The organism is Rhodococcus sp. AG1013, from assembly GCF_003350365.1.
Taxonomy (GTDB): domain Bacteria; phylum Actinomycetota; class Actinomycetes; order Mycobacteriales; family Mycobacteriaceae; genus Prescottella.
Genome location: NZ_QQAT01000008.1, coordinates 62,044 through 81,221 on the forward strand (window position 1 = coordinate 62,044; position 19,178 = coordinate 81,221).

At 70.3% G+C, this 19,178-nt stretch carries 10 protein-coding genes; 4 read left to right on the plus strand and 6 right to left on the minus strand.

All coding sequences use genetic code 11. From position 1 onward, the window contains the following. The first annotated feature begins 50 nt into the window (after positions 1–50). Positions 51–1,997: a prolyl oligopeptidase family serine peptidase gene (locus DEU38_RS12215; protein ID WP_114721492.1), complete on the plus strand. Its 1,947-nt coding sequence runs from the start codon at positions 51–53 to the stop codon at positions 1,995–1,997. A 5-nt stretch (positions 1,998–2,002) separates the two neighbouring features. Here the strand turns inward: DEU38_RS12215 and DEU38_RS12220 are convergent, their stop codons facing one another. After that, positions 2,003–2,944 carry a hypothetical protein gene (locus tag DEU38_RS12220; RefSeq protein WP_114721494.1) on the minus strand — a complete coding sequence of 314 codons (942 nt, stop codon included), beginning with the start codon at positions 2,942–2,944 and terminating at the stop codon, positions 2,003–2,005. Between the two features lie 168 nt (positions 2,945–3,112). Continuing rightward, complete coding sequence (locus DEU38_RS12225; RefSeq protein ID WP_114721496.1) at positions 3,113–6,289, minus strand: (Fe-S)-binding protein; 3,177 nt, start codon at positions 6,287–6,289, stop codon at positions 3,113–3,115. A gap of 512 nt (positions 6,290–6,801) precedes the next feature. On the opposite strand from DEU38_RS12225, the gene DEU38_RS12230 reads away from it, so the two are divergent. Then, complete coding sequence (locus tag DEU38_RS12230; RefSeq protein ID WP_114721498.1) at positions 6,802–7,461, plus strand: hypothetical protein; 660 nt, start codon at positions 6,802–6,804, stop codon at positions 7,459–7,461. Between the two features lie 78 nt (positions 7,462–7,539). Here DEU38_RS12230 and DEU38_RS12235 read toward each other — a convergent pair whose 3' ends face one another. The 4 genes from DEU38_RS12235 to DEU38_RS12250 form a co-directional block, all read right to left on the minus strand. Then, a complete protein-coding gene (locus DEU38_RS12235) occupies positions 7,540–8,868 on the minus strand; it encodes a S1 family peptidase (protein ID WP_114721500.1) in 1,329 nt (442 codons plus the stop codon). A gap of 154 nt (positions 8,869–9,022) precedes the next feature. Continuing rightward, positions 9,023–10,402 (minus strand): S1 family peptidase, encoded by a 1,380-nt coding sequence (locus DEU38_RS12240; protein ID WP_114721502.1) that lies wholly within the window; start codon positions 10,400–10,402, stop codon positions 9,023–9,025. Between the two features lie 83 nt (positions 10,403–10,485). After that, entirely contained in the window at positions 10,486–12,999 is a 2,514-nt protein-coding gene (locus tag DEU38_RS12245) for a LuxR C-terminal-related transcriptional regulator (protein WP_114721504.1), read from the minus strand. 3 nt (positions 13,000–13,002) lie between these two features. Continuing rightward, entirely contained in the window at positions 13,003–14,763 is a 1,761-nt protein-coding gene (locus tag DEU38_RS12250; RefSeq protein WP_114721506.1) for an Hsp70 family protein, read from the minus strand. 292 nt (positions 14,764–15,055) lie between these two features. On the opposite strand from DEU38_RS12250, the gene DEU38_RS12255 reads away from it, so the two are divergent. After that, a complete protein-coding gene (locus DEU38_RS12255; RefSeq protein ID WP_114721508.1) occupies positions 15,056–17,140 on the plus strand; it encodes an IniB N-terminal domain-containing protein in 2,085 nt (694 codons plus the stop codon). A gap of 148 nt (positions 17,141–17,288) precedes the next feature. Then, complete coding sequence (locus DEU38_RS12260; RefSeq protein ID WP_114721510.1) at positions 17,289–19,178, plus strand: dynamin family protein; 1,890 nt, start codon at positions 17,289–17,291, stop codon at positions 19,176–19,178.

A 19,178-nucleotide genomic window follows, 5' to 3' on the forward strand; every position in this document is an offset into this window, starting at 1 on the left:
GGTACGTCGCGCGGCGGTGTCCCCGCGATATTCCTGGCTAGGGTGTGCGCATGACATCTGCCGCTCGAACCGTCGCCCCCTACGGCTCGTGGACGTCGCCCATCGCGGCTGCCGACCTGGCGGCCAGCGGTCACCCGGTGGACGGAGGCCGGTTCGTCGGAGATCAGGTGTGGTGGTCGGAGCAGCGCCCCACCGAGGGCGGCCGGACCGCGATCCGCCGGCTCGGACCCGACGGTGAACCGGCCGACGTCCTGCCGATCCCGTGGAACGCGCGCACCCGCGTCCACGAATACGGTGGCGGAGCCTGGACGGTGGCCCGCGACTCGGTGCTGGTGTTCGCCGAGTTCAGCGACCAGCGGCTGTACCGGTTCGACCCACGCGTCGACGCTGCGCCGGTGCCGATCACCCCGATGTCGCCCACCCCGTCCTCGGACCGCTACGGGGATCTCACCATCGTCGGCGACGAGGTGTGGTGTGTGCGCGAGGTCCACCGCGGCCCGTCGCCGATGCGCGACATCTGCGCGATCCCCCTCGACGGATCGGCCGCCGGCGACCCGGCCGCGGTGCGCTCGATCGTCGGCGGCTCGGACTTCCTCGCCTACCCACGGTTGTCCCCGGACCGGACCCGGCTGGCCTGGATCGCCTGGAATCACCCGCAGATGCCTTGGGACGGAACCGAACTGCGTGTGCTGACGCTCTCGACCGGTCGGGTCGACGTTCTGCTCGGCGACGCCGAGGAATCCGTCCTGCAACCCGAATGGGTCGACGACGCGACACTGCACGTGATCAGCGACCGCAGTGGCTGGTGGAACCTCCACCGCGTTGCGCTCGGTGACGGCACCGTGACACCCATCTGCCCGACGGACGCCGACTTCGGCGCCCCGCTGTGGCAGCTCGGTGCCCGCTGGTACGCCGACCTCGGCGACGGCACCCTGCTGACCACTCGCACGGTCGGCACCGACACCCTCGCCGTGCTCGATCCCGCCACCGGTGCGCTCCACGACATCCCGCTCGACGGCATCTCCTCGGTGCAGATCGCGGACGTCGACGGACGGCGGATCCTGTTGCGGTGCGGCGGAGCCCGCGTCGCCTCCGGGCTGAGACTGCTCGACCCGGACAGCGGCGAGCTCACCGACGTGCGAATGTCGGTCGACGACCTGCCGGACGTCGCCTACCTGCCCGAGGCGCAGTCCCTGACCTTCCAAGGCCCCGAACGCGAGGTCCACGCGATCGCCTACGCGCCGCGGAACCCGAACTACGAGGCGCCCGACGGCGAACTGCCGCCGTACGTCGCGCTCGTGCACGGTGGCCCCACCGCGCACGTCGCACCGGCCGTGCACCTGGTGTACGCGTACTTCACAAGCCGCGGTATCGGCGTCGTCGACGTCAACTACGGCGGCTCGAGCGGGTTCGGACGTGAATACCGCAACCGACTGCGCGGACAGTGGGGAATCGTCGACGTCGAGGACACCGTCGCCGCCGTGCGGGGGCTCGCCGACGCCGGTCTGGCCGATCCCGCGCGTCTCGCGATCGAGGGCGGCTCGGCCGGCGGCTGGACCGTGCTGTCCGCCCTGACCACGTCGGACGTGTTCGCCTGCGGCGTCTCGTATTACGGCGTCGCCGAACTGGTCGAGTTCGTGAAGGAGACCCACGACTTCGAGTCCCGCTACATCGACGGCCTCATCGGACCGCTGCCCGAGGCCGCCGACCTGTACGCGCGGCGGGCGCCGGTCAACAACGTCGACGGGCTCTCCTGCCCGGTGCTGCTGCAGGGCCTGTCCGACCCGATCGTCCCGCCGTCCCAGGCCGAGCGATTCCGTAGCGCGCTGCTGCGCAAGGGCATCCCTCACGCGTACCTCGCGTACGACGGCGAGTCCCACGGATTCCGGAAGCTCGAGACGATCGTCAGCGCTCGGGAAGCGGAGCTGTCGTTCTACGGGCAGGTGCTCGGCTTCGAGACACCGGACGTGCCGCGCCTGGAGCTGTGGCGGCCGTAGGGCGCTCACGGGCGGGGCACCGGTTCAGTTCGTCCACGAGGGCCGGGGCGTGCCCGGCCGACTGCTTCCAGGATGCGCTCGACGATGACGCGAGGAGTCGCCAGTTCATCCCACACCCAGCGCACCACTTCCCATCCGGCGCCGCGGATCGCGTCCTCGCGTAGCTTTTCCGCCCACAGCACATCCTCCGGGACTCGGCCGTCGGGAGCGAGACGGCCGTACTTCGACCTCCCGTCGAATTCACCGACGACTCCCTGTTCGGTGAACAGGAAGTCGACGCGACCGAGGAATCTTCCGTTGGACGAGTAGAGCTTCGGCTGGCAGTCCGGGATCGGGAGTTGCTCGCGGATCATCAACACCCGGCTGCGCGATTCGCCGACGGACTCGGATCGCCCGTCGAGCAGTTGGAGGACGCCGGCAACCTTGCGACGCGAGGTTCGGGGATCCGTGGCCGCCAGGTCACCGGCGGAGCACCGCCCTGAATGGAGTGCATGATCGCCCGCTACGAGCGCTTGCTCGAACGGGAGTGTCCGCGCCAAGTCCACTATCGTGCGAGCGGCCGTCGTCACTCGCAGACCGGCCACTGACGTCGACTCGTCGGGGAGCAGTGACGTGCAGTGCACGTGTCGAAGCGCGGTGCGGCTGCCGCCGGACTGGCGGTTGCGAGTGAGGTGGACGGCGGCAAGCGGGGTGTTCCACAGATCGATGCCGTGCACGATCGCGGCTGACTGGTGGCTCAGTATCGCGTCGCGTGACGCGGACTCGAGTGTGGCGACGGACCGTACGCGGTGGCGTTCGCGAGCACTCAGCTCTGCAAATGTTTCCGCTGACAGGTAGGAGCCGCGCCGGAGCCGGTGCCAGGAACCGTTCCGGCACAGATGCTGCAGATTCCAGTCCGTCGCGCCACGCTGCAGTGCTTCGGAGCGCCGGATGATGAGTGGGTCCATGGAGCTGGGGACAAACACCATTGCCGCAGGGGTTGTCGCGCTGTCGCAAGGGCTGTCAGCGCGGAATCGCCATGCGGTGCTCGCACAAGCCCTGCGGCAGCTGGCGTCGGGAGCGCGGAAACGAAAGCGCCCCCACCGCGAACGGTGGGGGCGCTTGTCGTCAGGCGACTACTTCTTGCGGCCCGGTGCCTTGGCGCCGGCCTTGAAGCCCAGCGCGCCGGGCTTGGCCTGCGGCGGCGGAGGCGTGTTCGACGCATCCTGCTGGGGCGCGGCCTCGGCCTGCGGCTCGGCAGGTGCCTCGGGCTCAGGCTCCGCGACTGGCTCCGGGGCAGCAGGTGCCGCCGGTGCCGGGGCGGCCTTGCGGGCGCCCGGTGCCTTCGCGCCGGCCTTGAAGCCCAGTCCGCCCGCCTTGGGCTGCGGTGCCGGCTTGGCCTCGGCAGCCGGTGCGGCCGGAGCCTCGGGTGCGGTAGCCGCGGGAGCCTCGGCTACGGGCGCAGCCGGTGCCGGTGTAGCGGCCTTGGCGCCGGGAGCCTTGGCGGCGCCCCTCATCTGCAGGCCCTTGCCTCCGGGCGCCTTGGCGCCGGACTTCATGCCGAGTCCGCCGGGCTTGGCGGTCGGTGCGGTGGGAGCCGCCGGTGCCTCCGCAGCCGGAGCAGCCGGAGCAGCCGGAGCGGCCGAATCGGCAGGAGCGGAGGGTGCCGGTGCGGCAGCCTTCGCGCCGGGTGCCTTCGCGGCGCCCTTCATCTGCAGGCCCTTGCCGCCCGGTGCCTTGGCCCCGCCCTTCATGCCCAGGCCGCCGGGCTTGGCGACCGGCGCCGCAGGTGCCTCGGCAGCCGGTGCAGCAGCCTCGGCGGCCGGAGCGGCAGCCTCGGCCTTGGCGCCGGGTGCCTTGGCGGCGCCCTTCATCTGCAGACCCTTGCCGCCGGGAGCCTTCGCGCCCGGTGCCTTACCGAGACCCTTCATCTGCAGGCCCTTACCGGCCGCGGGAGCGGCGGCGGCAGCGGCCGGTGCCGTCTCGGCGGCCGGAGCCTCGGGTTCGGCGGCGGGAGCAGCAGCGGCGGCCGCGGGTACAGTGACAGCCGCGGCGGCGACCGGCGTCTTCTCGCGCGGCTCGACCTTGATGTTCGCGGTGAGCTGTGCAGGATCGAGTCGCGTGACCGAGCTCAGCATCAGCTGTGCGACGTCGACGACCTCGACGCCCTCGCCCTGGCCCTGCTCCTGTCGGGCGGTGACGCCGTCGGTGAGCATTACGCGGCAGAACGGGCAGCCTGTCGCGATCTTCTTGGGCGAGGTGGTGAGGGCCTCGTCGACGCGATCGATGTTGATGCGCTTGCCGAGCTGCTCCTCCATCCACATGCGGGCACCACCGGCGCCACAGCACATGGACCGCTCGCCGTGACGCGGCATCTCCTTGAGATTCGCGCCCGACGCCTCCATCAGCTCACGCGGTGCGTCGTACACCTTGTTGTGACGGCCCAGGTAGCACGGGTCGTGGTAGGTGACGTCCTCGTCGAGCTTGGCGACGGGGATCAGCTTCTTCGCGCGCACCAGGCGGTTGAGCAGCTGCGTGTGGTGGACCACCTCGTAGACGCCGCCGACCTGCGGGTACTCGTTGCCGAGCGCGTTGAAGCAGTGCGCACACGTGACGACGATCTTGCGCTTGGTGTCCGGGGTGCCGTCGAAGACCGTGTTCAGCAGCTCGATGTTCTGCATCGCGAGCTGCTGGAACAGGAACTCGTTGCCCGCGCGGCGAGCCGAGTCGCCGGTGCAGGTCTCCTCGGCGCCGAGGACCATGAACTTCACGCCGGCGGTCGCGAGCAGCTCGGCGACGGCCTTGGTGGTCTTCTTCGCGCGGTCCTCGTAGGCGCCGGCGCAGCCGACCCAGAACAGGTACTCGTAGTCCTCGAAGGAGTCCGCGTCCTGGCCGTAGACCGGGATCTCGAAGTCCATCTCGTTGATCCAGTTGAGCCGGTCCTTGGAGTTCTGGCCCCACGGGTTGCCCTTGTTCTCGAGGTTCTTGAACAGACCCGCGAGCTCGGACGGGAACTCCGACTCGATCAGCACCTGGTAGCGGCGCATGTCGATGATGTGGTCGACGTGCTCGATGTCGACCGGGCACTGCTCGACGCACGCGCCACACGTGGTGCACGACCACAGGGTCTCGGGGTCGATGATGCCGCCCAGTTCACCCTCGACCGTCTCGCCGACGAGCGGGCGCTCGGCCTCGGCACGCGCGGCTTCGGGGATCTTCGCGAGGGCAGCCTCGTTCGGCTTGCCGTCGGCGTCGACCAGGCCGACCTCGTCGCCACCCATGTCCTTGCGGCCACCGGCCAGCAGGTACGGGGCCTTGGTGTAGCCGTGGTCGCGCAGCGACATGATCAGCAGCTTCGGCGAGAGCGGCTTGCCGGTGTTCCACGCGGGGCACTGGCTCTGGCAGCGGCCACACTCGGTACAGGTCGTGAAGTCCAGCCAGCCCTTCCAGGAGAAGTCCTCGATCCGGCCGGCGCCGAGGGTGTCGGTGTCCGGGTCGACGTTCTCCATGTCCAGGGCGCGGCCCTTCGACATCATCGGCTTGGCGGCACCGAGAGCGACGTCGCCGTCGTCCTCACGCTTGAAGTAGATGTTCGGAAAGGCCGAGAAGCGGTGCCAGGCGACGCCCCACGTGATGTTGCGGCCGACCACGAAGAGCCAGATCATGCCGGACATCAGCTTGACGAACGCGAAGACCGAGACCATGACGGCGCTGGCGGGCAGCAGGTTGGCCACCTGCATCGTGAAGAAGTCGGTCCACGGGTTGGAGTGACCGGTCATCGCGATGCGGCCGGCCTTCACCATGATCATGCCGAGGCCCTCGATGAGCACGACGATCTCGACGAAGTACGCGGGGCCGAACTTCGAGCCACTGAAACGGGAGAGGCGCGCCGGGATCCGCGGGTGGTTGAGCTGGCGGATCACGATCAGCGTCAGGATGCCGACGACGGTGCCGATGCCCAGGATCTCGTCCCACAGGTGCCACACCCAGGTGTTGCCGAACAGCGGCCAGTGGAACTCGGGGTTGAACGTCTGGCCGTAGGCCTCGAACCACAGCAGCGCACCGCCGAGGAAGCCGATCATCACCAGCCAGTGCGCCCAGCCCACGGTGCGGAACTTCTGCATCCGGGTGTGCGCGATGAACTCGACGATCATCTGCTTGAAGCGAGGGAAGAAGGGTCGCCAGCGGTCGGGCGCCGGCTGACCGATCTGCACGGTCTTCGCCATGGTCCAGGCCCCACTCAGGAATGAGGCCCAGCAGACAAGGCTCAGCAGCGCGCCGACGGTGCCCAACGTAATCGTCAGGGCATTCATGTCGATGCCTTTCGTTTCGGGGCAGCACGCGTGCCGCCTGGGGTCAGCCCACAGATCCTAGCGCCCTACAAGTTACCCGCTGGTAACTTGTGAGCACTACCTGTCGGTAACATAGCGCGTACCGTCGTTTCCTGCATCTTTGTCTGTGAAGAACCTTCCCGGGGGCACGCAGACGTCCGGTTCGAAGGGGTGCGGGGCGGGCTGGGCCCCGGCCGTTCGGGTCGGATTCAGTTAACGGTATGCGGTGCCGGTGTGACGTATGTCGTGTAGGTAGACCTAACTCGCGCGGGTGGGTGTGAATCCCAAAAGCAATTTGGACGTTTGTTCATTTAATATTCGATATGAATTAGTGACAATTCCGTGTTGTGTCGGGTTATGATTCGCCGCGAATCGGAGGGCTTCTCGCGGCTCATTTGCGCAGGTGGGAGAGCGCCGGGAGCGCTTCGAGGGTTCGAATACCTATTCGGTCGGAGAGCCACTCGTGGCAGTCACAGAACGGAAATGACAGCCTTATGAAGTTCACGAAGCTTGCCGCAACGTCGGCATTGGTGATCGCCGCAATGGGCGTCGGTGCGGGCACGTCGTACGCCGCGCCTGCGCAGGATGCGGTCGGGTACGAGGCACACATCGACGGCCGCTCGGTCGTCACCGTCCTCGACGCCGGCGGATTCCACGTGACGTCCGACGGAAAGTTCGTCGAGATCAAGAACGACGCCGGCACCGTCCTGCAGGCGCTGCCGCTGTCGTACCGGATCGGCGATCGCGAGTTCTCGATCGCACCCGTGATCGAGGGCCGGCAGTTGGCCCTCACTCCCGAGACCGATCCGGCGAAGTCCACGCCGGTCGATGTCGCGGGTCCGGCACTGCCGCCGATGCCGATCGACCTCTCGATGCTCGACAAGTTGGTCGAGGGCGTCGACTCCGCGGTCACCGTCGGCACCATCGTTGGAACGCTTGTCGGGGCTGTAGCAGGCTGCGCGATCGGTGGAGCGCCGCTGGCGCTGACTGGGCTCGGAATTCCAGCCAGCGTTCTTACGTGCCTCGGTGGAGCGGCTGCCGCCGCTCCGGTCGGCGGAATGATCGGCACGATCCTCGCCGCCGGGCCCGTCCTCGCCTACAACGGATGGCAGGTGTTCCAGACGATGAACCCCGCACCGGCGCCGGCGGCGTGACCTGACGCACCGGGACAGAGGAGAAGGAGCCCACTTCCGTGAGGAAGTGGGCTCCTTCTCTATGTGCGTTCGGACGGGCTAGGACGTCCGGATGCGGAGGCCGGGGTTGTCGCGGAGGATCGCGTTGATCGGGGTGGCGAACAGTTCCGGGGTCTGGCCCATGACGGAGCTGACGAAGCCCGCGACCTCGCACAGGCCGTACTCGCCGACGGTCGACGCGCTCGAGATGCCGAGGGCGAGGGTGCCGGTGAGGATGGTGCCGCCGCTGTCACCCTGGAGTGCGCAGAGGTTGGTGGCGAACCCGCCGGCGAGCATGCGGGCACCGACCTTGACGTTCTGGTTGGTTTCGGTGACGACCCCGCAGTTGAAGCCCGAGGTGTTGCCGGCCTTGCAGACGGGCGCGCCGACGACCGGGTCGGCGGTGCCGGTGATGGCGACCGGGGCCGCTCCGGGAACCCGCACGCCGTTGTTCTCGAACCGCTGCGCGGATTCGGGGGTGGGGCGGATCACCGAGTAGTCGAGGCGGTCGAGGCTGGTCTTCTCGAAGGTTCCGATCATGGGCCCGGCCGAACCACCCGCCGACGCATACGCCGTCGACGCGTCCGCCGTTCCGGCGACGTCGCGGCTGGGGTCGCAGTGTCCGGCGCTGATGTTGACGGGTGCACCGTTGCGGTCGATCGCGTTGAATCCGAGCGAGCAACGCAGCCCGATGCCGCCGCCGGCCGCCACATACGGGTCGCCGCCGAGGAAGGCGTCGGGCGCGTACTGGCCAGCGGCCGGACCCGGTGCCGGCGGCTGCAGCGAACCGAGTGCGGGACCGAGCGCGACCCGTGCAGCACCCTGCAGGAACGGGGGCAGGAGGTCGAACAGGTCGCCTGCGGCGTCATCGGCGCGCAGCACCAGGGTGTTGCCGGCGATGTCCACAGTGATACCGCGCACCAGATCGGCGATCTCCCGCGGCAGCGTGTCGATCCACTTGCTCAGCGCGGCGCGGTCGGACTGCAGTTGGATCTCGCTGCGGTCGACGTCCCTGCTCGTGAACCCGGCCTGCTCGACGGCTGCCCGCGCGGCGTCGCGGCCCTCGCCGGCGAGCCCGACGATCGGAGTGCCGGACGGGTCGATCCACGCGCCCGCGAACGCGTCGGGGAACTCGTAGCGGGCGAGCGCGGCGAACTCCGCGAGCTTCTGCCCGAGCTCGGACCGTTCGAGGTACTGATCCGGGGTGAGCTGCAGATCTCGCTGCAGCGCGTCGACGAGTTCGATCGGGAGATGCGCCGCCTGATCCGATACGCCCGACGTGGACGACGATTCGGCTGGATCGGCCTGGGCGGCCGCGGTTGCGGGGCCGAGGAGTAGGAGCGCGGCAGAACCGAACACCGCGGCGCGACGTGCGAGCGAGCTTCGCATGTGGGCCTTTCTATTGTGTGCCCTGCGCGCAGGATCCAGACGCGCGCAGAGATGAGCGCCCGGTGTCAGTGGATGCCCCCGAGCCGCGTACGACTATATGGGTTCGGTACTGCCGTGCCCACACGATCTGCGTAATTCGTGGGTGGGTCGTTCGTCAGTGGTCGGCGGCGCCGGTGCGCACGGACAGCCCCGCGCCGAGACCTCCGCCCGAGGACGCATTCGCCGAGTCGAGCACGTTCCGAATCGGAATCCCGAGGTTCGATGTGCCGCCGTCGAATGCGAGGACGAGGTTGGCCTCGGCGCAGTTCGGGGCGTCGGTGCTGTTGGATCCGCTCGTGATGCCCAGTGCGAGCGTGCCGGTGACGATTGCGCCGCCGCTGTCACCCGCGAGTGTGCAGGCGGTGCCGGCGAAGCCGCGCACGATCCGACTGTCGTTGGTATCTGTCACCAGTTCGGCCTGGACGTGGTCGGCCGAGACGACGCCGCACGTGAACGACGACGTCTGCCCGGACTTGCAGATCGGCGCGCCCACGACGGGGACGGCTGTGCCGGTCACGGTGAGGGTGCTGCCGCCGGCGCCGCGGACGACCGGGCGGTCGAGTCCGGCCTTGACGCCGGCGTCGTTGATGCGGATCAGGGAGTAGTCGAGTGCGTCCGCGTTCCCGACCTCGGAGCGCGCGAAGTCGCCTACCCGAAGGCTGTCCTTCATGTTCGCGCGGTTCGGCAGGTACACGCCCGCTCCGGCGCCCGGTGCCGGGTCGCAGTGGCCTGCGCTGATGTTGATCGCGTTGCCGTTCCGGTCGACACCGTTGAATCCGAAGGAGCAGACCCCGATTTCGCCCGGCCCCGCGTTCGCGAGCGGCCCGGAAGATGTCACGTAGGTGTCGCCACCCATCGGTGCGCGCTCGACCGGAACGGGTCCGAATGCCTTGAGTTGGACCTTGACGTTCGCGATGTGGGTCGGCAGGTCGAGGGCCCGCCCGGCGGGGCTGTTCGCGATGTCGACGACGATCTGGTTGTTCAGGACGTCGATCGACGCGGCACCGATCTGCGACGCGATCTCGCGGGGCAGATCCGAGACCCACCGGTTGAAGTCGGCGAGGGAACTCTCGAGTCCCTCTGCGGAGACGGGTGCCAGGCGTGTGCGATAGCCGTCGCGCGCTGCGATCTGCGCCGCCTCGGTCGTGGTGACGGCGACGATGGGGTGGCCGTCGAGTCCCATCCATGCGCCCGCGAAGTCGTGGGGGCGCTCGGCGCGGAAGTCCTCGGCATACGAACCGAGTTCCTGCGCGCGGGCGGCGCGGTCCAGGTACTCCTGCGGGCTGATCTTCAGGTCTCGTGTGATCGCCTCGGCCAGTTCGGCGGGCAGTTCGTCGGCCGACAACTGTGTCACCGAGGACGTGGGGGAGGTCTCGGGGGCGGCCTGCGCGGCCGCGGTGAAGGGTCCGAGGAGCAGTAGCGCAGACGATCCTGCGACGGCGACGCGGCGGGCCAACGAATGGACTGCGGCGCGCGGCGCCAGCGAGGTACGCATTGAATTCCTTCGGGGTCTTCGGGATCAGCCACCAACAATAGGGCAAGTTGCGGTGGGAGCGCCCGGGAACAAAGTCCCGAAGTTCACGATCCCGACGACTCGGAGACTCCGTGGCCGAGTGCACGCAACATCGACAGCAGCTCCGAGCGGGAGTGGGCCCCGAGCCGCCGCCGGATCCGCGCCACGTGGTGTTCCACAGTCTTGGGGGCGATGTAGAGGCGCGCCCCGATCTCGCGGTGGGTCAGCCCCAGCAGCAGCAGTTCGGCCACGTCGGCCTCGCGATCGGTGAGGGCACCGGTGGCGGGCTCGGGGGTGCTCGGCTCGGCGCCGACGGGTGGCGCCGCCGACGCGTCCCGGAGCGACCGGGCCACCTGCAGCAGCGTCGTCGCCCCCCGGGTGTCCGAGACCCGCAGCGCGGCTTCGCCCGCCAGCCGTGCGCCGTCCCACGGCAGCCCGATCCGCTCGAGCGCCCGCGCCGCGGATTCGACCTCCGCCGCCTCTGCCTCTTCGCGGAGCACGCGGAGCCAGACGCGCCCTGCCGCCGCGAGTCCCGCGGCGTACGAACTCACCTCGGCCGACGCGGCGAGGGCCCGCGCGTGCGGCAGCAGCTTCGCCGGGTTCTCGCCGAGAATCGCGGCCTGCACGCCGTACCAGTGCAGCGACGCTCCCCACAGTGCGGGCTCTCCGAGGCGGGCCAGTAGTTCCTGTGCTTGTTCGACGAGGTGCGTGATGCGCGGCTCGTCGCCGAGTCGTACTGCCGCGAGCCAGAGTTCACCGAGCGGCAGAAGGCTCAACAGGTCCACCGAGTATCCCGCCACGACCGGCTGGGCGTCGGCCCACTGACGTTGCAGCGCACCGAGATCGCCGTGTCGCCGGGCGAGTCCCACTCGGAGTCCGTGGACGAACAGGGCCTCCCGATGGTGCAGGGGCCGGTCGGTCGGCAGCGTGTCGACGAGCGCGGCGGCACCGGCGAGATCGCCTCCGACCATCGCCGTCCACGCGGCCAGCACACGATGCCGGAGTTGGGTGACACTGCCCGGCGGATCGGACTCCAGGGCCCGACCGAGTACGGACTCCGCGTGTGCGAGTTCGCCGGAGTGCAGGCACAGCAGGGCGGTGACCGCGGTCGCGCTGTCGGGCAGCAGTCGGGTGTGCGCGCTGGTGGACAGCAGCGACATCGCGCGGGTCAACGAGTTCATCGCGACCGCACCGGAACCCGCGATCGACTGCGCGAGCCCCTCCGCGACCAGGGCGATGCCCGCGGCTCCTGACGTGGGCGGACCCTGCGACCCGACGGCGAGGGCGGCGGCGGCCGCGTCGGGTCGCCCGGCCGCGAGGAGCACCGCCGCGGAGACCGCGGTGTCGGCGCCGACCCGCGTCGGCCCCAACCATTCGTAGAGGTCGGCGCTGCGGCCGATCGCACCACGGTAGGCGGCGACGCTGGCGGAGATGCGAACGGCAGCAGTCAGTTCCGGAGGATCGAGGGAATCGGCGCGGGTCAGCAGCGAGTCCGCGATCCGTTCCGCGGTGTCGAGGTCTCCGCTCAGGGCACTGACCTCGCAGTGGCGCACCGCGAGGCGGCCGGCGTCGGCGCCGGCTCTGACGGCGGCGGTGTACAGGTCGGCCGCCGCGGTCGGCTCCGCGGCATCGGCACAGGTGCACACGAACTCGGCCAGTCGTGGATCCTCCAGCCCGGCCTCGACGAGGGCCACGGCGGTCTCCGCGTCCAGCGTCCCGGCGTCCAGTCGGGTGGCGAGCAGACGCAGCTGCAGATCGCGCACCCGGGTGACCCCGGTCGCGATGGCGACGTGTGGGCGCACGAAGGGCAGTACGGAGCCGGCCCGGGTGACGAAGGCGCTCGCTCGGATGCGGTCGGCAAGGTCCTGTCCCCGCCGCGGATCGACCTCGAGGGCGGTGCCGATGTCGCTCGCGTCGATCCCGGAACTGTACGAACACAGGGCAAGTGCGGCGAGCATTTCGGCATCGAGGTGGCGCAGTGTGGTCTGCAGGTGTGTGGCCGCTGCGGCGCGGACGACGTCGTCGTCGCCCGGGGCGGTTGCCGCGGCGGACAACCCGGCGTCGACGCCCGCGAGCACGCCGCCTGTCGAATCGTCCAGCGTCCGGGTGAGCGTCGGGGTGGGCGAGATGCCTCGCCGTCGGGCGCGTTCGGAGATCTCGAACGTGGTCAGTGCGCGCAGGTCGACCACCGCGCCGAGGGACTGCACAGCCGTGACGAGCGAGCGCAGGATCGGGTCGTGGGGGCGCGGTTCGGTCGCGACGACGATGGTGCGGTCGCCGCGTCGCACGAGCTCGAGCAGGGCGGCGCGCTCGTCGTCGGGCAGCATGTGCGCACCGTCGAGCAGTAATGCGCCGCTGTGAAGTTCGGCTGCGGCCACGGTGGCGTGCACGTCACCGCCGCGGGTGTCCAGCAGTGTTCGGGCTGCGGCGAGGAGGAGCGACTTTCCGCTGCCCGAGTTGCCTCGGAGCAGGACGCAGCCGGGAGCCGCGACATCGACGGCGTCGAGGAATTCGCGGGCGCCGGGGACACCCGCGACGAGGTCGTCCGGCGCCGTGTCGACGGCCTGTACGGTCCGCATCGACTACTTTCCGATCAGTGCGCCGGTCAACGGATCGACGACCGCTCCGACGAGGCCGCCCACGCCGGTCCCGATGCCGGTCACGGCAGCGCCGAGTCCTTGTCCGATTCCATTGGCCGCCTTGGCGAATCCCTCGCCCACCTCGCCGGGGGTGGGAGCGTTGATTCCGGGATTCGGCGGGACGAATTCGGGAGCGGGGGGTGTGTAGGCGGGCGGAGCCGCGGTGTCTCCGGTGCCGGTGTTTTCCGGAGCAGGGGTTCCCGGTGCTGCCGCCGGTGAGTTAGGGGCCGAGGACCGGGCGGCGGGCTGCCCGTCGGTGGCGCCGCCGACGACGCCGGCTCGATTCGCACTGGCGGTTGCCGTTGTCGCACCGCCGTTCCCGCCGCCGATGGCGCTGACGGTCGACACCTCCGATGGGGTTCCGCCGTTCGCCACGCCGTCCGCTGTCAGGGCGCCACCGTTCGGCGTGGACGCCGGTGCGCCCGGGGTGGACGTCACCACTGGCGTCGGCGACGTGTTCGCCGCCGTGCCGATCGACAGGCCGCCGGCGGTGAGGATTCCCACCGCGGCTGCCGCCGATGCGATGATCGCGATGCGGCGTCGGGTGCTCGACCCGTTGGGGGCGGAGTGCATTCGCGACGGGAAGCTCGCCGTGACGGGTGCGCGGTAGACGCCGTCGGCGGCACGATTGTCCCGGTCCACGGGGGTCGGAACGGCTGCGGCACCCGACGACGCGGTGTCGCCTGCCAGATACGCGGCACCGATCGCCGCGGTGAGCGCGGGGACCGGGGCGGCGACCACGGTGAGCCCCAGTTCGGACGACACGAGTTCCGCCGCCAGCGGGATCGCGCCACCGCCACCCGCGAGCAGGACGTGGGTGACGTCGGAGACCTCGATCTCGGCCGAGCGGAGGGCCTCCCGGATCAGCTCGACCGAACTCGACAGGGGTCGGCGGATCAGATCCTCGAGCTCGGACCGGACGAGTCGTACGTCGGTCGTGACGCCGGGCAGGGCGACCGGGATGGCCGTCTCGGTGTCGGTGGACAGCTTTTCCTTGGCCGTGGCGCAGTCGGCCCGCAGCACCGACAGGGCGGCGATGGTCGCGGGGTCGAAGGGGTCGAGGTCGCCCGTCTTGTCCGCGATCGCGTCGAGCACGTAGCGGGTGATCAGCTGGTCGAAGTGGGCGCCGCTGAAGTCTTCCGAGCGGAGCGGCTTGCCGAGGATCGCCGACTCGGCGCCGGTGCGCACCACCGTGATGTCGAGCGCGGAGGCGCCCAGGTCGAAGACGACGATCACTCCGTCGTCCGGGCGCCCACGTGCGGCTTCGAGCCACCGCGCGCAGGCTGCGGCCTCCGAGACCAGTCCGGCCGTGGACAGCCCGGAACGGTCGAGCGCCGATTCGAGGGCCCGGACGGTGTACTTACTCCATGCCGTCGGATGGGTGACCACCACCGTCGCGGGGGTTTCCGGCGCGGCCAGGCACGCCACGGCGGACGCGAAGAGATCCGCCCCGGCATGGATGCGGCCGGCATCGTCGAGCAGCCCGACCGGGTCGCCGACCCGCTCGACGAAACCCGACAGATGTGCTCGTCCGGCGTCGTCGCCCGGCTCCGGGAACACGGCCGTTCCGTCCGACAACAGGTGCAGGATCGTCGGTCGGGACGACGTGACGGCGTCCGCCTCATCGGTGAAGGTTCCGTCCGCTGCGATCGATGCAGTGCCCGAATTGGTCGTTCCGACAGCAATTCCGAGCACGGCGCCCATGCGCTTCTCCCATACGTTCGGGGCGGATTGCGGCACCGCCGGTGGTATGGCGATTGTCGGCGCGAGCACGACGATCGTTACGGGAACCCCGCGATCTCGCCCCAGGTCGAGGGCGATCCCCCTAATCGTCCACAATCCCCTAGGGCGGGCTGTTCGAATCCCCCTGTCCGCGTTCGGGGGGATGCGCCCCGTTCCCGTTCGTCTCCCGGATTCGTAGCGTGTTAACCAATCTCGCCGCAGTGTCCGTTCCGGAACCGCGGTGGCCGGCCTACCGACCGTCAGGAGTTACCTCATGGCCAGCAACGCAGTTCTCGACTTCATCCTCCGGCTTCTCCGCGACGAGGACGCCGCCGCCGCCTACTGCGCGAACCCCCAGGCCGCGCTCAGTGCGGCGGGAATCGGCGATGTGTGCCACGCCGACATCGTCGCCGTCGCCCCGATGGCGGCCGAGTCTGGTCTGTTCGGCAGTGCGGGCGCCGATCTGGGTGCGATCCTGGCGGCCGGAACGGGCGCGGCGGGCTCGCTCGGCGCGGCCGCCGGCGGCGGCGGACTAGGCCTGGGAGGTGGTCTGGGTCTGGGTGGTGGCGCGGGCCTCGGTCTCGGCGCTGGTGCGGGACTGGGCCTCGGCGCGGCGGTGGGCGGCGGATTCGCCGGTGACCTCGACCTCGGCGGCGACCTGGTGGCGGCGCTGGGTGCCGCCCTTGCGGTCGGCGGATCGATCGGCGCGCAGCTCGGTGCGGCTCTCGGCGCCGCGTTGGAAGCCGCCGTCGGCCTCGGTGGCGGGCTGGGCGGCGGTCTGGACCTCGGCAGCCTGACGAATGTCGGCGGCTCGCTGGATCTGGGGGGTGCGCTGGCGGCCGCTCTGAATGGGGCGCTAGGTGGCGTCGTGGATGTGAACGGGTCGCTGGTGACCGACCTCGGTGCAGCCCTGGGTGCCGCGCTCGAGGGCGTGACCAGCTTCGACCTCGGCGGACTCCTGTCGGTGGACGGCGGGTTGAGCGCCGCGCTGGAGAGTGCTTTCGCGATCGGCGGCGAGCTCGGTGGGGAGCTGGGTGCCGCCCTCGGCGGACTCTTCGGTGCGGCAATCGAGGCCGGTGCCGAGCTCGGTGGGGGGCTCGGTGCCGGCTTCGAGAGCGCGCTCGAGGCGGCGCTGTCGCTCGGCGGCAGCCTGGGCGGCGCACTGGACGGTGACATCGCCGGCCAGTTGGGCACGGCGCTGAGCGGACTGCTCGAGTCGGCCCTGTCGATCGGGGGATCCGTCGGCGGCGACCTGGGAGCGGCCCTGGGCGGGGCGCTGGAACTCGGCGGCGCGCTGGATATCGCGAGCGCCCTGAATCTCGGCAGCTTCCTCGATCTCGGCGCGTCGCTCGGCAGCGTGATCGGTGGCTCGCTGGGCGTGGACGGTGCGCTGACCGCGGACCTCGGTGCCGCGCTGGGCGCCGCGCTGGCCGGTGCCGGCAGCGTGGACCTCGGTGGTCTGCTCGAGGTCGGCGGCGGCCTGACGGCGGCGCTCGAGAGTGCCTTCGGGATCGGTGGAGCGATCGGTACCGACCTGGGTGCCGCCCTCGGCGGGGCCCTCGACGGTGGACTCGGCGGCGGCATCGACCTCGGCAGTCTGATCGGGTCCGGTGGGGACCTGGGTGCCGCGATCAGCGGGGCCCTGGGCGGTGCGCTCGACGTCGACGGTGCCCTCACCGCGGCGCTCGGGACCGCACTCAACAATGCCCTGGCCCTCGGCGGCAGCCTGGAAATCGGCGCCGAGGCGGACCTCGGTGGGCTGCTCGAGGGCGCGTTCGGTGTCGGCGGCTCGGCGGACGCCGATCTCGGTGCAGCGCTCGGTGGTCTGCTCGGCGGTGGGCTCGAGTCGGTCGGCTCGCTCGAGGGTTTGCTGGGTGCCGGAAGCTCGGCCGGTGGCGATCTGGGTGCGGCCCTCGGAGCTGGGCTCGGTGCCGGCCTCGGGGGTGACCTGGGGGCGAGCCTGTCGGGCGCGCTCGGATCGGTTTCGGATCTGGGTGAGCAGGTCGGTGCCGGTCTCGGCGCCGCGGGACAGATCGACGGCGGCTTCGGCTCGACCGGTAACGCCGACGGTGGACTCGGTGCCGGTCTTGCCGGCGCCTCCGACATCGCGGGCAATCTCACGACGGACCTCGACTCGGCACTGCAGGGCGCGCTCGACGCGGCCGGCAGCCTCACCGGTGGTCTGTCCGAAGCGGTGACGGGCAATGCGTGGTCGTCGATCGACACCGACGCGTTCGGCTCGGCCCACTCGGATGCCGGACTGTTCGCGAACGGTGTCGGTGAGGTGGAGGGCCAGGCGGGCTCCGTCGCCGATCCGACACCCGCGCACGTCGATCTCGGAGACCATCTGCTGCCGTGACGCCCGGACACGACCTGTAACGAACGGGGCCCCGTACGCGCTAATGCGAACGGGGCCCCGGTTCGTATCCAGCGGAGCGGCGGATCAGTCAGCGCGTGCACAGCGGTGCGGGCGTAGGTCGGAACACAGAAGCGGGGCAGCGAAACCCATGGACAACGCGACCTCGGACACGGCGGAATCGGCGAAGTCGCCGACGCGGAACCGCGCGGTGCCGGCGCACGAGGCCGCGCTGACGGCACTGCTGGACCGCACCACCGGGATCGCGGCGGCCGCGGGCCGGACGGATCTGGTGGATCGTCTGGACCTGGTGCGCACGCGGGTGGTCGACCCCCGGTTCCGCGTCGTGGTGGTGGGACAGCTCAAACAGGGCAAGAGCCAGTTCGTCAACTCGCTGCTCAACCTCGCGGTGTGCTCGGTGGGGGACGACGAGACCACCGCGGTACCGACGGTCGTGCAGAACTCCGAGCGGGCCTTCGCCGAGCTTGTCGTGGCCGAGCCCGGTGGCGAGCCGCGGCGGGTCGAGGTTCCACTCGCGGAACTGGATTCGGTCAGTCCGTCGACTCCGCGCGCGGAGGGACGCGAGGTGCTGCGTCTCGAGGTCAACGTGCCGAGCCCGCTGCTGGCGGACGGTCTGGTGTTCGTCGACACCCCCGGCGTCGGTGGGCACGGAAATCCGCACGCGGCAGCCACTCTGGGACTGTTGCCGGCCGCCGACGCGGTTCTCGTGCTCTCCGACGCGAGCCAGGAGTTCACCGAGCCGGAGCTCGCGTTCCTGCGCCAGGTGACCGGGCTGTGTCCCGCGGTCGCGTGCCTGATCACCAAGACCGATCTGTATCCGCACTGGCGGCGGATCGTCGACGCCGACCGAGCGCACCTGCAGCGCGCGGGCATCGACGTCCCGCTGGTGCCGATCTCGTCGGTGCTGCGTTCGCACGCCCTGCGCCTCGACGACCGGTCCCTGCACGACGAGTCCGGCTTCGACGCCCTGTACGCGTTCCTGCGGGGGCGGGTGATCGAGCACGCCGAGGGCGGGTTGCGTCGCGCGGTGTCCCACGACGTCCACTCCGTGGTCGAGCACCTCATGCTCGCACTCGGCAGCGAGCTTGCCGCGCTGCGTGATCCGACGAAGGGCGCGGCCGCGGTGGCCGAACTGCAGCGGGCCAAGACGGCCACCGAGGAGCTGCACAAGAAGACGTCGCGATGGCAGCAGACCCTCGCCGACGGGATCGCGGATCTGGCGTCGGACATTGATCACGACCTGCGGGACCGGCTGCGGCAGGTGACCCGTGAGGCCGAACGTGCGGTCGACGAGGGCGATCCCGGCAAGGAGTGGGGCGAGCTGGGCGAGTGGCTCGAGGAGCAGATCGCGCAGTCGGTGGGCGACAACTTCGTGTGGGCGCACGACCGTGCCCTGTGGCTCGCGGAGGTGGTGGCCGAGCACTTCGCGGACGCGGGTGCGGTGGAGATGCCGCAGCTCGACGTCGCCGATCTCGACGGTGTGCTCGAACCGGTGGTCGCGCTGGCGGACCTCGAGTCGGGGCGGATCGGCATCACCCAGAAGGTGCTGGTCGGAATGCGCGGATCGTACGGTGGCGTACTGATGTTCGGCCTCATCACGACGCTGATGGGGATGACGCTGCTCAACCCCATCTCGGTGGGTGCCGGAGTTCTGCTCGGCACCAAGGCATATCGCGACGACCGGGACGCCCGGGTGGTCAAGCGGCGGGCCGACGCGAAGGTGGCGATCCGACGCTTCACCGACGACGTCAGTTTCCAGGTCGGCAAGGAGTCCAAGGACCGGCTCCGGTTGATCCAGCGGTTGCTGCGCGACCACTTCACGGGGATCGCGGAGCAGACGCTGCGGTCGCTCGGTGACTCGTTGCGCGCGGCACAGGACGCGGCCACCGTCGAGTCGACCGCGCGCGCCGGCCGCGCCGCCGAGGTGGAGCGGCAGATGCAAGTGCTCGCCGAACTGAAGGATCGTGCGGCACAGTTGCTTCCCGTCGAGGCCGGGGTGGACGAGGAGGTGCCGGCGTGA